Genomic DNA, 13,822 nt, shown 5'->3' on the forward strand with positions numbered 1-13,822 from the left:
GGCTGCCTGCGGCGGCGGAGGGAGGGGGAGAGGAAGTGGGTGGGGGAGAAGGGGATAGTTTGCGGATTGAGGTACAATGTGTGCCAGTTATAGATAGATTATTGCTATTAGATAGATTATCAAGGAGAAGGAAGAGGACAATATGGCCCTGACAATAGGAATTATCGGATTGCCACAAAGTGGTAAGACGAGTTTGTTTAATGCCTTGACGCAGGCGGGAGCGCCGATCAGTGGGTATGCCACCAGTACCGTTCAGGCTAATGTGGGAGTGGTTCAAGTTCCAGATACGCGCTTACAGCCGCTGGCCGAAATCTTTCAGCCTAAAAAGGTTACCCCGACCACGGTTGAGTTTGTGGATGTGGCCGGTATGGGACAGGCGGCACAGTCGGGCAAGGATAAAAAGGAAGGCTTGAGCGCTGAATTTCTGGGACACATTCGCAATGCTGATGCACTGGCGGTAGTGCTGCGCAGCTTTACCAACGATAATGTACCCCATATCAATGAGACGATCGATCCCTATCGCGATCTGGAGAGCTTGAATGCGGAGCTGATGATCACCGATCTAGCTTCGGTGGAACGGCGTATAGAACGTACATCGCGGGCCGCCAAATCGGGCGATAAAAAATATCAGCACGAGTTGGAGATTCTGCACCGCTTCCAGGCTGCTTTAGAAGAGTTTAAGCTGGTGAAGGATCTGGAACTGGGACAACAAGAACATGCCCTGCTCAAAGAGTTGTTCTTATTGACAATGAAGCCGCGCATGTATGTGCTGAACGTCAGCGAGGGTGTGCTGGGCGAGGCCAACGAGCTCCTGGACAAGATTAACGCCGGTGAGAGCGTCGATGACGAGAGTCTGAACGCAGAGCTCAAGGGCATCGCGCGCGTGGCCCGACAGGCAAAGAGCGAGGGGTCAGAGGTAGCCGCCGTCTCCGCCAGCCTGGAGGCGGAGCTGTCAGAGTTGCCAGAGGAGGATGCGCAGGAATATCTGGAGTCGCTGGGCCTACCTAAACTGGGCTCTGATCGTGTCATCCAGGTGGGATATCGCCTGCTGAACCTGATCACCTTCCTGACAGCTGGCGAAGACGAAGTTCGCGCGTGGACTGTCACCCAGGGCGCCAAAGCACCAGAAGCGGCTGGCAAGATTCACTCAGATATTGAGCGTGGCTTCATCCGTGCCGAAGTAGTCCATTTTAACGATTTTATGGAGTGTGGCTCATTTGCTGCTGCCACCAAAAAAGGTGTCCTGCGCCTGGAAGGTAAAGAATACGTGATTAAAGACGGCGATATTGCCCACTTCCGCTTCAACGTCGGCAAATGATCAAATCCAGGCCACTAGCTCAGAATGTGTCTGAAAGCCAGGCGGTACGCGCCTTCGGCCCTGACGCTTCGCACCTTCGGTGCTCAAAAGGTTTTATATTCGTTGGTACAAACTGCGCGGCGCGCAGTTTGTACCAACGAATATAAAAGGTAATATTAACCATGTTGCTTGATCAGCTTATCGACCAAATTCCCTATCTCATGCCACAGGTGGTGTTGATAGTCCAGCATGCGTGACTGATTGAGATCAAACTCGCGATTGGATGCATCTTTCTTAGCATTTTCAGCAAACTGCTGGGAAAGGGCGTGCGTCTTATCGCCGCGCCCATGCAAATACACACCCAGCTCACGTAAATCTTTTAAAAGTGCCTGATATTTCTCTTCGTTAGTAGGCATAACGTCTTTACTCCTGAATTTAGCCGGGCCCTCAACAATTTGATGTAAATATTCAATACCCGGTTTTTAAGCTTCGTCAAGTTTTAAAGCATCCGCGAAACGATTGAAGAAATTGAAGATGCCGATGACAGTGGTCAGTTCGACGATTTCGCCATCGTTAAAGTGGAATTGCAGTTCATCCCACAAATCTTCATTCACATCACGGGCGCTTGTAGTTACAATTTCCGCATAACGCAAGGCTACCAGCTCGCGCTCCGTAAACAAGTGTCGATTTTGATCGATATGATAAAGAGCGTCAAGCAGCGCCTCGTCCAATCCCATCTGCCTTGCCAAGGCAGTGTGAGCGTGCTCTCAATAGAAGCATAAATTCACCTGTGACACTCGAATGGCCAATAGCTCCTTGAGCTGTGGCTCAACGGTGCCGCCGCGCATGGCAGCTTCCACCAGCTGCATAGAACTCTGCATTATATCAGGTCGATGCGCCATCGTTTTAAACAGAGTCGTCATGGTAGAACTACCATTGGTTGCATGCTCAGGTAGTTGCACCGAGTCATCAGGTTGAATACGTGGCATACACAACCTCCTCCCCAAAAATACATACTGAATAATATCATTCCTATTCTATGAGACAGACGAAATGCATGCAAGCCAGAACAGGGTAATGGGGGGCAGTCGGTCGGCCTACAAAAATATGTATCAGGAAGCTTGAGAGAGAGGCAGAGTGGGAAAATGGGCGTAAAAAAAAGAAGTCAATCAGCTGACTTCTCTCGAACACTTATATATAATAACATATTTTGGTCCAAAAATCAAGGGCAAAACAGGGTAAGCGTATCATTCAAATTTTTGCAAACGTAGGTTCGGGCCTTGAGCCCGATTTCTCCTCCTGCGCTCGAAACATCCCCTTCTCGGTTCGACCTTTGCGTCAGATTCCTCCCTACCTGACCCCCCTATCCGACCGCAAGGACGGCACGGATGGATGTTGGCGAATGTCATATGTACGTCATGTGTACAGGGAACGGGATCGTATGGGGAAAGGGAAATCGACCGCAAGGGTCGAACCTACAAGTCTCAATTATGATTTCCGTTTGACAGGGGTGCTGGCTCATGTTTACAATGAATAAGCGTGATACAAAGGAGAGCCGAGCAAGTGAATACAGCAGTACAACATACTCAGGAATTAGCAGTTATTACTAGAACCCGGATTGGTATTATCGGAGGTGGGCAGTTAGGATTGATGATCAGTGAAGCGGCGCGTAAACTGGGCTTTGCTTCAGTCGTGGTCCTGGATCCAACGCCTGAATGTCCCGCTTCTACGGTAGCGGAACAGATTATGGGCAGTTTGAAAGATCCAGTTGCATTGCGTCAACTGGCCAAGCGTGCAGATATTTTGACCTATGAAATCGAGCATATCAATACGCAGGCTTTGCAAGATTTGCAGGCTGAGGGCGTAAAAATTTATCCTTCGCCCGAGTTGCTTGCTATTATCCAGAATAAATTTGAGCAGAAGGAATTTTTGGCGCGCCACGGTATATCAGTGGTGCCTTATCGTTCAGTCTCTTCGCCGCATGATATTGAGCAAGCAGCGCAGGAATGGGATTATCCACTTGTTTTGAAAGCTAAAAAAGATGCTTATGATGGACGAGGTAACGCCCGCATCAATGGTCCTGATGATATTGAGAAGGCACGCACAAAATTAGGTGATCGCGAGCTTTATGTTGAGAAATGCCTGGACCTGGATAAAGAGCTCGGTATCATGATTGCTCGCAATGAACGCGGGGAGAGTTCTACCTTTCCAGTTGTCGAGATGATTCACGAGCGCGACATTTGTCTCACAGTGCTGGCGCCCGCTCCGATCTCAGCCACATTACAGGCCGAAGCACAAAAGATGGCCAGCGAGAGCATCGACAGGCTGGAAGGCATCGGCATCTTCGGAGTCGAGATGTTTCTGGACAAGCAAGGCAAGCTCTGGCTGAACGAGATTGCCCCACGACCACATAATTCAGGTCATTACACCATTGAAGCCTGCCAGACGTCCCAATTTGAACAACACCTGCGCGCTATCGCCAATCTTTCACTTCCCTCCACAACCCTACTCTACCCGGCAGCGGTGATGGAAAACATCCTTGGCGAGCGCAATGGATCCGCCAACGTTCAGTGGTCCCGTGATTATGATCATGAGCATGTCTTCCCACACATTTATGGCAAGCGAGAAACCAAAATTGATCGCAAAATGGGCCATATCACCGTTGTCGGCGAAGACCTGGCCACAGTCTATAAGCAAGCGAAGGAGGCGAGGGCAACACTCTCGATATAGCTAAACATCATGTCAGACAACCAACAAGCTATACGCGCAGCGCTCAACCAGGAGTACGGAGTACTGGTCTCTCCCGAAGGCATCGGCTCGGCCGCACGAGGGGAGCCTAAGGTATTAATCACGATGGGAAGTGATTCGGATCTTCCTTTAATGATGAAAGCGGTAGACACGTTACGTAACGAGTTTGGTATTCCCTGCCTGGTGCAGATCAACTCGGTACATCGCGACTTGCGCACAGTGGTCGGGCATATCGATAATCTGCCCGCTTCGGTCCAGGTGATCATTGCGTGCGCAGGTGGAGCGGCCCATCTGCCCGGCAATATCGCTGACCTGCGAGCTGACCTGCCGGTGATTGGCGTTCCGCGCGATCTTGGTGCGCTCAAAGGGATCGATGCCTTGCTCTCTATGGTGCAAATGCCCGAGGGCGCACCTGTCGCGGTCATGGCAATTGGCGATGCGGGCGCCGTGAATGCGGCCATCCATGCGGCTAAAGAGCTGGCAATTGCCGATCCCACCATCAAAGAGCGGCTGCTGGCATATGCCGAAAAGCGTAAACAACGCGTGGCCAAACAAAACCAGACCCTCGAACATAAATTAAAAGGGTATAGCGCGTAGCGCTTTTGGCGGGCGCATGCGCGCCCGCACCTTGTTTTTTGTTGCGGCGCTCGTGGCGAGAGGGAAATCGGGCGCAAGGCCCGAACCTATGGGCGATGCCGTTCCCTATCCGAAAGGATGAGGGTATTTTGGTTGGCTCGACGAGGGGGGTAAACTCTGATATAATGTGAGCGACACGTTGTAGAACACTAGTTTCATATCGGAGATAAATATGGGGGACCGCCTCGTTTCACCCAACATCAGTGAAGAGGAACAACTGATTGAAGGAAGTTTGCGCCCTCGTCACTTGTCTGAATACGTCGGTCAAGAAAAAATCAAAGAAAACCTGAGTATTTTGTTGGAAGCTGCGCGTCGCCGTAATGAATCGGTGGATCACGTGTTGCTGTATGGCCCGCCAGGACTGGGCAAAACGACGCTGTGCAATATTATTGCCGCCGAGATGGGTGTGAATTTGCGCACCACTTCGGGTCCAGCGATCGAACATGCCGGAGATCTGGCTTCAATCCTGACGTCGCTCCAACCGGGCGAGATTTTGTTTATTGATGAGATCCATCGCCTGGCACGCGCGGTAGAAGAGCGTCTCTATTCCGCCATGGAGGATTTTGCGCTGGATGTTATGATTGGTAAAGGTCCTAGCGCCAGGTCACTACGACTCAACCTGCCTCCATTTACCGTGGTAGGGGCAACCACGCGCGTAGGTTCGTTGACCGCCCCACTGCGCGATCGCTTTGGCGCGATCTATCGCATGGAATATTATGATCAGGAGTCACTGAAACAGATCGTGGCCCGGTCGGCGCGCATTTTGAAGGTTGCCTCCGACATGGAAGGCGTGGAGGAGATTGCCAGTCGGGCACGAGGTACCCCTCGTATCGTCAACCGCCTGCTCAAGCGTGTGCGCGACTACGCACAGGTCAAAGCCGATGGCGTGATCACCCGAGAGGTAGCGAAAGCGGCGCTGGACGCAATGGAAGTAGATGAAATCGGCCTGGATCAAACCGACCGTAACATGCTGCTGACCATTATTAACAAGTTTAATGGTGGTCCCGTGGGACTGGATACCCTGGCGGCCAGCACCAGCGAAGATTCAGAGACGATCGAAGATGTCTATGAACCTTATCTACTGCAGTTAGGTTTTATCGCACGCACGCCACGCGGCCGTATTGCCATGAGGGCCGCATATCAACATTTAGGTTTGACAGCACCAGGCGGAGAAAGTGGACAGAGTCTGTGGACAACATCCTGAAGATAAGTGATTTTGATTACGATTTACCATTAGAATTAATCGCGCAGACCCCGATTGAGCCGCGAGATGCCTCGCGGCTCCTCGTTGTGCGGCGCGAGAACAAAACATTCGAACATCGGCATTTTCGAGATCTGGGCGAGTTCTTGCGGCCTGGCGATCTTCTGATCGCTAACCAGAGTCGCGTCATCCCGGCTCGTCTGCTGGGCTATCGGGAGCAGACAAACGGCGTCGCCGAGGTGCTGCTGCTCGCCGAGCGCAACAACCTGGGTCCAGATCACTGGGAAACCCTGGTGCGACCTGGACGCCGCCTGCGCGAGGGAGCTCGTATCCATTTTGGACACCAGGGCCAGCCTCCACGCTTGATTGGCGAAATTAAACAGCGTACCGAGGCTGGTGGACGTATCGTGCATTTCTCGGTTCCCGAGCAGTCGGCCAATAGCAACGATCCCTATCAGCTACTCAATGTGCGCCAACGCATTGATGAGGTTGGCCGTATGCCACTCCCCCCCTACATCCATGAAACGCTGGAAGATCAAGAGCGCTATCAGACGGTCTATGCACGCATTCAGGGTTCGGCGGCTGCACCCACGGCTGGCCTGCATTTTACCCCGGAACTATTAGAACGCTTACGCCAGCAGGGTGTACGTACCAGCTTTGTCACACTGCATGTCGGACTGGATACATTCAGACCAGTTGAGCACGAAAACGTCAGTGAACACAAAATGCACAGCGAAGAAATCGAGCTCGATGCAGACACGGCAGCACTCATTAACGAAACCAGGCAAGCCGGTGGACGCGTCGTAGCAGTGGGTACCACCTCGGTGCGTGTACTTGAAAGCATCGCCAAATTTCACAACGGAGAAATCGCTCCCTACAAAGGCAACACCCGGCTCTTTATCACTCCCGGTACCCCTTTTAAGGTCGTAGATGCCATGATCACCAACTTTCATCTGCCCCGCTCAACATTATTGTTGCTGGTCAGCGCCTTCATGGGAAAAGACCTGATGGAACAGGCCTATCAGGAAGCAATAAAAGAACGTTATCGCTTCTTCAGCTTTGGAGATGCAATGTTATTGCTATAGCTCTATAGCCGACAACAAATCGGGCCAGAAATCGTTACAAAACAACAGCAGAATCGGAAAAAACCGTAAAAAAACTGATGCGGGCCAGTATAAAGTTAGCCACAAGGATGGGAGGACTTTGCGGCACCTATCCTTGACGCTACAATAACACAAATGTCACAATAACTAATGAGAATTCACAGCAATAATTTGAAAAGAGAAGGATTTCCTTTTCTTTCTCTATTTTGTGCCCTACTGGCCTCATTATTATAGTAATATAAAAATATCAGCGATGCTGTCCCCAGGACAGCTCATCCGATTGAGTGGTATACCTTCAAGTAGGAATATAAGGATAAAAATTTATGCGTGACATTACTATTTTCAGTGGCAGTGCTCATCAGGAACTGGCCAAAGAAATCAGTGCATATCTGGGCCTTCAGCTCTCGCCGACTCACATTCAACATTTCAGCAATGACTGCCTCTATGTTCAGATGAATGAAAACTGCCGTGAGAGTGATGTCTACCTGATACAGCCACTGGTAACCCCGGTCCAGGAAAACCTGATGGAACTGTTATTTATGTTAGACGCGGCCCGTGGCGCCTCCGCGGCACGCCTGACAGCAGTTATACCATACTATGCATATGCACGCTCGGACAAAAAAGACGCTCCACGTATTTCGATTGCAGGCCGCCTGGTAGCCGATCTGCTGCAGACAGCCGGAGCCAATCGTGTCATCACAGTGGCCCTGCACGCCCCGCAGGTACATGGCTTCTTCAGTGTCCCCACCGACCACTTAAACGCCCTCAACGTGCTGGCCCAGCACTTCCGCTCTTATAACCTGACCAACGGTATTGTCGTCTCGCCCGATCTCGGCAACGCCAAATCGGCCACCTATTTCTCACGCCTCCTCAATATGCCAGTCGCAGCAGGAAGCAAGAAAAGAGTCAGCGATGACAAGGTCATCATCGACAGCATTGTCGGCGACGTGGGTGGCAAAGACGTCATTATCATTGACGACGAGATCGCCAATGGTGGCACCATCGTTGAAATTCTGCAGCACGTCCGCGAACGTGGAGTCGGCAGAATTTTCGTTGCCTGCACCCATGGCCTCTTCACCGGTAAAGCCATTGAGCGCCTCAAAAATCAGCCCGATATCGAAGAGATTGTCACCACCAATACGGTACCGATACCGGCCGAGAAACGACTACCTAACATGACCATTCTCTCGCTGGCCCCCCTGATCGCCGAAACGATCCGCCGCAACCATAATGGTGAATCGGTCAGCAGCCTGTTTGACACCATCTAACCGTAGGTGCGCCTCTGCACATTTCAAGGCGACAAGGATTAAAGCGCCCGCAAGGGGCGCGCCTATTTTTGGTTAATGGAGACGACGGGTAGCATGCGGCCGGGAGGTGTACGGCGATACTTTTTGAGCATATTGGCACGGGTGCGCTGTCCCACTTCCAGAACGACGCTGGCCACAGTATATGGGTGACAAAGCATATTGGTATAAGCGGCATTGGCTAGAGGACAATAACATTCGCCGGCTTTAATACTACGGCGCAGAGCATCGGCTTTAGCAGTACGCCAGGTAGCGCCAAAATCATAGTCAAAATCCCGTAAATTGCCTATTGATTCAGCGCGGATACAGCAGGTCCACACGTCACCATTGGGGGCAATCTGAGCTGAAGCCACACCAGCCAGGCAAGGAATAACCTGGCGTTGCTCCACCAGCGTACGCTTAACGAGATCATAGTAGCGATCGCGAAAGGCCTGGGTAATGCGCGAAACGCCGACTGGCTGCGATTGGCGCATTCCCTCCTGCACACGCTCAATCGCCGGCTGATACAAACCAATAGAAGGTGTGATACCCGTACCCACAGTATCCAATTCGACGCGCTCCTCAGCGATCTCGCTGATAAACGAATCAGGCTGCAGCTCATTTTTAACAAAATGATAGATATCCTCAAAATCATCGATATTAAAGTTTGAGATCACGGTATGTACGCCCAGGGTAAAATTTTTATAGCTGGCCTTAAGAGCTTTCAAGCCCGCATAAGTACGCATAGCGCGTTCAAAATTGCCGTCAACGCCACGGATCTGATCGTGTTTCTCCCCGATGCCATCCAATGATAGATTAACTATCACCTCTGAAGCAGGAGCAGCCTGCAAAATCTGCTCAATATGCGTGGGAATAATTTTATCCTGGATACCATTGGTGGGAATATTGATAATGCCCGGGCGACAATGGTGATAGGCCGAGGCAACAATAGCGGGCAAATCTTTACGCAACGTCGGCTCGCCGCCGCTGAATGTAAACCAGTAGGGCGCCCGACCCAGGGAGGCAAAGGTGCGATCATATTCATCAAGGGTAAAATCATCGTTGGGACGCTGCCAGACATTACAGGTTTTGCAGCGCGAATTGCAACGGTAGCTGACACTGACCGTCAGATTGATTGGTAACGCCAGTGGCTTTCCCAGCACATACGATGCCTGGAGCCTGGCAACTTTTGGTAAGATCTCAAGCACACTCCATAGATCCTCTCTCCTACCACTTCCGCATGCCTATCGCAAAACAGGGGTAGATATTATAATCAATCATCACCCTGCAAATATAAATCAGAGCAGCGTTCGTCGGTAGGAGCAAAAGTATCAATAGCTATATACTTTCGTATCATAGCTATTAAATGTGCTGGCACATCTCCAATATAAGAGTGTGTCTGAATGCTATACGTTTCGCGCCTTCGGCCCCTCACACTACGCTCCTTCGGAGCTCAAAACTGTTTTAATGAGTAGTGCAGAAAAAAATGTGCTGTGCACATTTTTTTCTGCACTACTCATTAAAACAGTTGCGGGCGCGCATGCGCCCGCCCGTATGGGGGCGCTTTACTTCCCATCGTCATGGATTTTCTGATGCTGTGCTGTACTTTCCACGCTTAACAAATTCTGTTATCCTAAAGAAAGCGTCAACAAAAATTTCCGCTTTTAGCGAGTGTAGAAGAATAGAGTTGGTAGGAGCCACAAAAGCAAACCACCGTAGTACTACTTTTGGGGGACTGAATGATCGACCTGAGTGATCATACACTTAATGAGCGCTTACACCGTCGAACGGCCGAGGGACGCTATGAGATCGGTGAGAGTGAGCTTGTTATAAACATTCGCGCACAAAAGACTGCGGGCAATGATGCTGGAATGCGTTTTCTCTGCGAGGTGTTGCTGCAACGCAGCGCACCGGCCTTTCAGCGTCACACGCAGGGCTTACGTCACCGTCCAGAATTACGGGAAGAAGCGATCGCGAACATGGGTGAGCACCTGTTACGCGAAGCGCAAGATCCGGGAGAAATATTTATCACACAAAATTTTATTCACTATCTACGTTGTCTCTGCGTCGATGAATTTAACCGCGTTCTTCGTCAAGAAGGCCTGGGCTATCGACGTGACGCCGAAGGTCGCCCCGCCGGACGACCACAGCATGTGCCACGCGCACTGATAGAAACGCTGCAACCAGCTCCGGCCGATGATGAAAATCAGTCAGCATCGGATGTTGCAGATCCGCGTGACCAGTATGAAGAAATGCATGCAGAGGATGAAAGCCAGCGTATCTTAACGTATTTACGCGATCCACTGGACCGCCAGATCATGACCTTGCGGGCCATCGAGGGGCTCAAGTGGGACGATATTGCGGGACTATGTAAAAAAACGGAGCGCACGGTACGCCTGCGCTATGAACGGGCGCGTAGCTACCTACGTGAATGTGTGATAAGAGAACAACATCAGCCAGCATATAAATCAGCACTGCAGCAACAATCATAATACCAAGCAAAAGGGAACGGAAAGGAGTACTCAAATGAACACTCCCGAATTAAAACAACTCAAAATGGCCTGGATTGCCGCCAAAGAATCAGGAGATACTCAGGCGCAGATACGTATCCTCCAGGAGTATCCAGCATATCAAGATGAATTGATCGACTTTATCGCTGGTTATCAAGCCACTGGCGGCACAGAAGCAATTGATCAAACCGCAAGCCTGCTGCCATTAACCAGGCGTGCGCTGAACAGCGCGCTTGAGCGCGTTTTTGAGCCCCAGACCGCCTTCGCGACACTGGCCGAACTGCGCAAGAGCCGCAATCTGAACAAAGTAGAGACCGCCAGAGGACTACGCCTCAGTGTAGACGTCTGGAATAAATTCGAAAGCGGAGCCATCGAACTGGTCAGCTTGAGTCAGCGTCAATTAGAGAAACTGGCCCAATTTTTTCAGGTTAGCATCGAACAATTTAGCAACGCACTCGGTGGCAGCCAGCCAGCCCTGACCATGAACCGTCGCCAGACACGTGAAGCGGCGAGCCAGGCGCAGCAAGGTCCCAAGAAGCAGAGCTTTGCCGAAGCTATCGCACGCAGCACAATGTCCAGAGAAGATCAACAGTTCTGGCTAGACTGACCGCAGCAACCAGCAGAGTATGTCCGTTCCTATCTCCCTTTTGTGGCATAACCAATATACGAAACGCCCTTAAACCAACCCGGGGCAAGGGCCACGCGTCCCTCAATCACCTTTGGCATAAAGCCGGTCAGCTCCTGAACCTGTAGCGATTCGCGGCTAATCAGAGACTGGAGCTCAGCTGGCTTAATAAAGGCCTCATAATGATGCAATCCTGGCACCAGACCTTGTTTCTGGAAGAAGCGCTCACCAATCTGGATCAAAACCAGCCGTGCCAGCAACGTCCGATTGATGGTATCGAACACAAAGATACCGCCGGGGGCCAGTACGCGCGCGATTTCATGGATCGTAGCCTGTAAATCGCGCACATGCTCCAGCACATCCAGGCACACAATAACCGAAAAGCTACCATCGGCATAGGGCAGAGACTCGGCATAACCATGATCGAATGAAACATTATGTCCCAGGCGCCCTTGCTGTACATAACGCCGGGCATCGGCCAGCGCACCCTCGACTGGATCGATGCCGGTCGCAACAGCTCCACGGCGCGCCAATTCGCGGCAAATCAAGCCGCCCCCACAGCCAACCTCTAGAATCTCTTGCTGAGCCAGAGCGTTGCGACCAAATACACGCTCAATACGCGACTCAATATAGTTACAACGATCCGAGGTTATACGATAAAGCAAATTGTGTTTCTCGTACCATCCATAGTTAGCAAAGATATCGTTCTGGGAAAATGGACGCGACACCATATGTAATGACCTACTTTCACTGTTTCAGTATATGCGTTACACAACCATTGTAGGAGTTATAGCATAGTAACGTGCCACATTGGTTTTTTTCACACAAAAATCTATGGTTATGGTATACTTTTCTCTACAATGGAACAGAAGATGTTAGATGATCAGGGTGGACGGGAGCAGGTGCATCACAAAGAGTGGGCAGCTGCCATCGAGAGCTTGCTTTTTGTTGCAGGGCGTCCTCTAGAACGGGGCGAGCTACGTAAGTTGCTGACGGTTAATGAAGAGCAACTGACTACTGCTCTTGAGGTGTTAGAACGGGATTTACGCCAGCAAACGCGGGGCATAAGATTGCAATTGCTGGGTGAGCAAATTCAGCTTGTGACAGCGCCAGAGAACGCACGCTATGTGGCTGCGCTGTTAGGGCTTCCTATGACCGCCAAACTAACCTCAGCAGCGTTAGAAACGCTCTCAGTGGTCGCCTATCGACAGCCCTTAACGCGCAACCAGATTGAAGCCATTCGTGGTGTCAATAGCGACCGCGCATTGATGAGTTTACTGCAACATGGGCTGGTAGAAGAGGTGGGTCGAGCGCCGACAGTAGGACGTCCTGCCCTCTTTGCCACGACGGCAGAATTTTTACAACAATTTGGTCTGACATCGCTTGAAGAGTTGCCGGGCTTCACGCTATCGAGGCCAGCTGAAGAACATTCAGATGATCAGGATACTGGCACAGCAACAAATACTCCCCAGTAAAGCAGAGGAAGAGGAACAACTAACCATGCGTATTGGCCGACACATGCCCACCAACTCAAAAATGGTAAAAGCTGCCCAGACAGCGCAACAAATTGGTTGCGAAGCCATCCAAATCTTTGCCAGCAATCCGACCAGCTGGCGACCACCCGCCGACGATCCAAAGCTCTGCGCCGCATTTGCGGAAGCGGCTCGCGCCTGCCAGCTAGATCCAATCGTACTACATGCACCTTACCTGATCAATCTAGGTACCTCTGATGATATCGTCTGGGAAAAATCCATTGCGCTCTTGAGCTGGACCTTACGGCGGGGAGCACTATTAGGGGCCCGCTATGTAGTCTTTCATACTGGCAGCCATCGAGGCACTGGTATAGAAGCAGGCCTGGCCCGTATCGCACGGGGAATTGAACGCATCTTACCTGAGACGCCCGAGGAAGTCATGCTCCTGCTGGAAAATGATGTAGGAGCAGGAAACTCCCTGGGACATAGCTTTGACCATCTCGCCATCGTACTTAATCAACTACCACAGTACCAACACCGACTGGGAGTATGCCTTGACACAGCCCACCTATGGGGAGCTGGCCATGACATCTCAACAGCCGAGGCCGCCCTGCAGGTCCTGAACCAGTGCGATAATACCTTTGGCCTGGAGCGCCTGCAGGTTATTCACCTCAATGATACAGAGAAAGCATTGGGTAGCCATCGCGATGTCCATGCTCGGCTGGGTGAAGGCATCATTGGCCAGGCAGGCCTCAAAACGCTTCTACAAGACCTACGCGTACAGCATAGTGCGATTCTCATGGAGACGCCGATCAAGCTGGACGAAAACAGTAAAGAAGATTGGGAACATGATAGCCGCCAGATCGCCAGAGCCAAAGAGCTAGCTGGCTATCCTCAACCGACGCGGCAGCTCAGCAACGCAGAAATACAGGTACAAGCATAAGCGC

General features: G+C 51.3%; 15 protein-coding genes. 10 read left to right on the forward strand and 5 right to left on the reverse strand.

Going from position 1 to position 13,822, the window contains the following annotated elements; translation table 11 throughout:
* Positions 1 to 142: 142 nt before the first annotated feature.
* Positions 143 to 1,318: a redox-regulated ATPase YchF gene (ychF, locus tag JMI88_RS16750; protein ID WP_201363079.1), complete on the forward strand. Its 1,176-nt coding sequence runs from the start codon at positions 143 to 145 to the stop codon at positions 1,316 to 1,318.
* A gap of 155 nt (positions 1,319 to 1,473) precedes the next feature.
* Here the strand turns inward: ychF and JMI88_RS16755 are convergent, their stop codons facing one another.
* The 3 genes from JMI88_RS16755 to JMI88_RS16765 all read right to left on the reverse strand — a co-directional run bounded on the left by JMI88_RS16755 (position 1,474) and on the right by JMI88_RS16765 (position 2,286).
* Entirely contained in the window at positions 1,474 to 1,713 is a 240-nt protein-coding gene (locus tag JMI88_RS16755) for a hypothetical protein (RefSeq protein ID WP_201363080.1), read from the reverse strand.
* Positions 1,714 to 1,779: 66 nt separating this feature from the next.
* A complete protein-coding gene (locus JMI88_RS16760; RefSeq protein WP_201363081.1) occupies positions 1,780 to 2,046 on the reverse strand; it encodes a carboxymuconolactone decarboxylase family protein in 267 nt (88 codons plus the stop codon).
* A gap of 18 nt (positions 2,047 to 2,064) precedes the next feature.
* Entirely contained in the window at positions 2,065 to 2,286 is a 222-nt protein-coding gene (locus JMI88_RS16765; protein WP_201363082.1) for a carboxymuconolactone decarboxylase family protein, read from the reverse strand.
* A 574-nt stretch (positions 2,287 to 2,860) separates the two neighbouring features.
* On the opposite strand from JMI88_RS16765, the gene purK reads away from it, so the two are divergent.
* The 5 genes from purK (at position 2,861) to JMI88_RS16790 (ending at position 8,253) form a co-directional block, all read left to right on the forward strand.
* Positions 2,861 to 4,027 carry a 5-(carboxyamino)imidazole ribonucleotide synthase gene (purK, locus tag JMI88_RS16770; protein ID WP_201363083.1) on the forward strand — a complete coding sequence of 389 codons (1,167 nt, stop codon included), beginning with the start codon at positions 2,861 to 2,863 and terminating at the stop codon, positions 4,025 to 4,027.
* Positions 4,028 to 4,036: 9 nt separating this feature from the next.
* Positions 4,037 to 4,642: a 5-(carboxyamino)imidazole ribonucleotide mutase gene (locus JMI88_RS16775; RefSeq protein ID WP_201363084.1), complete on the forward strand. Its 606-nt coding sequence runs from the start codon at positions 4,037 to 4,039 to the stop codon at positions 4,640 to 4,642.
* Positions 4,643 to 4,853: 211 nt separating this feature from the next.
* Entirely contained in the window at positions 4,854 to 5,885 is a 1,032-nt protein-coding gene (gene ruvB, locus JMI88_RS16780; RefSeq protein WP_201363085.1) for a Holliday junction branch migration DNA helicase RuvB, read from the forward strand.
* Positions 5,882 to 6,967 (forward strand): tRNA preQ1(34) S-adenosylmethionine ribosyltransferase-isomerase QueA, encoded by a 1,086-nt coding sequence (queA, locus tag JMI88_RS16785; protein ID WP_201363309.1) that lies wholly within the window; start codon positions 5,882 to 5,884, stop codon positions 6,965 to 6,967. The genes ruvB and queA overlap by 4 nt, the downstream gene beginning before the upstream one ends.
* 341 nt (positions 6,968 to 7,308) lie before the next feature.
* The gene (locus tag JMI88_RS16790) at positions 7,309 to 8,253 is read left to right on the forward strand and encodes a ribose-phosphate diphosphokinase (RefSeq protein ID WP_201363086.1); all 945 of its coding nucleotides are present in this window, start codon (positions 7,309 to 7,311) and stop codon (positions 8,251 to 8,253) included.
* A 62-nt stretch (positions 8,254 to 8,315) separates the two neighbouring features.
* Here JMI88_RS16790 and JMI88_RS16795 read toward each other — a convergent pair whose 3' ends face one another.
* Positions 8,316 to 9,476: a radical SAM/SPASM domain-containing protein gene (locus JMI88_RS16795; protein WP_201363087.1), complete on the reverse strand. Its 1,161-nt coding sequence runs from the start codon at positions 9,474 to 9,476 to the stop codon at positions 8,316 to 8,318.
* A 531-nt stretch (positions 9,477 to 10,007) separates the two neighbouring features.
* Between JMI88_RS16795 and JMI88_RS16800 the strand changes: the two genes are divergently transcribed.
* Positions 10,008 to 10,760 carry an RNA polymerase sigma factor gene (locus JMI88_RS16800; RefSeq protein ID WP_201363088.1) on the forward strand — a complete coding sequence of 251 codons (753 nt, stop codon included), beginning with the start codon at positions 10,008 to 10,010 and terminating at the stop codon, positions 10,758 to 10,760.
* A 34-nt stretch (positions 10,761 to 10,794) separates the two neighbouring features.
* Positions 10,795 to 11,385 (forward strand): helix-turn-helix domain-containing protein, encoded by a 591-nt coding sequence (locus JMI88_RS16805; RefSeq protein WP_201363089.1) that lies wholly within the window; start codon positions 10,795 to 10,797, stop codon positions 11,383 to 11,385.
* A 29-nt stretch (positions 11,386 to 11,414) separates the two neighbouring features.
* Here JMI88_RS16805 and ubiG read toward each other — a convergent pair whose 3' ends face one another.
* On the reverse strand, positions 11,415 to 12,134 hold the full coding sequence (gene ubiG, locus JMI88_RS16810; protein ID WP_201363090.1) for a bifunctional 2-polyprenyl-6-hydroxyphenol methylase/3-demethylubiquinol 3-O-methyltransferase UbiG: 720 nt from the start codon (positions 12,132 to 12,134) through the stop codon (positions 11,415 to 11,417).
* 141 nt (positions 12,135 to 12,275) lie between these two features.
* On the opposite strand from ubiG, the gene scpB reads away from it, so the two are divergent.
* Both scpB and JMI88_RS16820 read left to right on the forward strand, forming a co-directional pair.
* Positions 12,276 to 12,878, forward strand: coding sequence for an SMC-Scp complex subunit ScpB (gene scpB, locus JMI88_RS16815; protein WP_201363091.1), 603 nt, complete (start codon positions 12,276 to 12,278; stop codon positions 12,876 to 12,878).
* Positions 12,838 to 13,818 (forward strand): deoxyribonuclease IV, encoded by a 981-nt coding sequence (locus tag JMI88_RS16820; protein ID WP_201363092.1) that lies wholly within the window; start codon positions 12,838 to 12,840, stop codon positions 13,816 to 13,818. The genes scpB and JMI88_RS16820 overlap by 41 nt, the downstream gene beginning before the upstream one ends.
* Positions 13,819 to 13,822 lie beyond the last annotated feature (4 nt).

The organism is Dictyobacter formicarum (genome assembly GCF_016587435.1).

Bases quoted from the DNA above. Each gene is read 5' to 3' on its own strand.
- ychF (WP_201363079.1), top strand. From the start codon at position 143: ATGGCCCTGACAATAGGAATTATCGGATTGCCACAAAGTGGTAAGACG.
- JMI88_RS16755 (WP_201363080.1), bottom strand. From the start codon at position 1,713: ATGCCTACTAACGAAGAGAAATATCAGGCACTTTTAAAAGATTTACGT.
- JMI88_RS16765 (WP_201363082.1), bottom strand. From the start codon at position 2,286: ATGCCACGTATTCAACCTGATGACTCGGTGCAACTACCTGAGCATGCA.
- JMI88_RS16775 (WP_201363084.1), top strand. From the start codon at position 4,037: ATGTCAGACAACCAACAAGCTATACGCGCAGCGCTCAACCAGGAGTAC.
- ruvB (WP_201363085.1), top strand. From the start codon at position 4,854: ATGGGGGACCGCCTCGTTTCACCCAACATCAGTGAAGAGGAACAACTG.
- JMI88_RS16790 (WP_201363086.1), top strand. From the start codon at position 7,309: ATGCGTGACATTACTATTTTCAGTGGCAGTGCTCATCAGGAACTGGCC.
- JMI88_RS16800 (WP_201363088.1), top strand. From the start codon at position 10,008: ATGATCGACCTGAGTGATCATACACTTAATGAGCGCTTACACCGTCGA.
- JMI88_RS16805 (WP_201363089.1), top strand. From the start codon at position 10,795: ATGAACACTCCCGAATTAAAACAACTCAAAATGGCCTGGATTGCCGCC.
- ubiG (WP_201363090.1), bottom strand. From the start codon at position 12,134: ATGGTGTCGCGTCCATTTTCCCAGAACGATATCTTTGCTAACTATGGA.
- scpB (WP_201363091.1), top strand. From the start codon at position 12,276: ATGTTAGATGATCAGGGTGGACGGGAGCAGGTGCATCACAAAGAGTGG.
- JMI88_RS16820 (WP_201363092.1), top strand. From the start codon at position 12,838: ATGATCAGGATACTGGCACAGCAACAAATACTCCCCAGTAAAGCAGAG.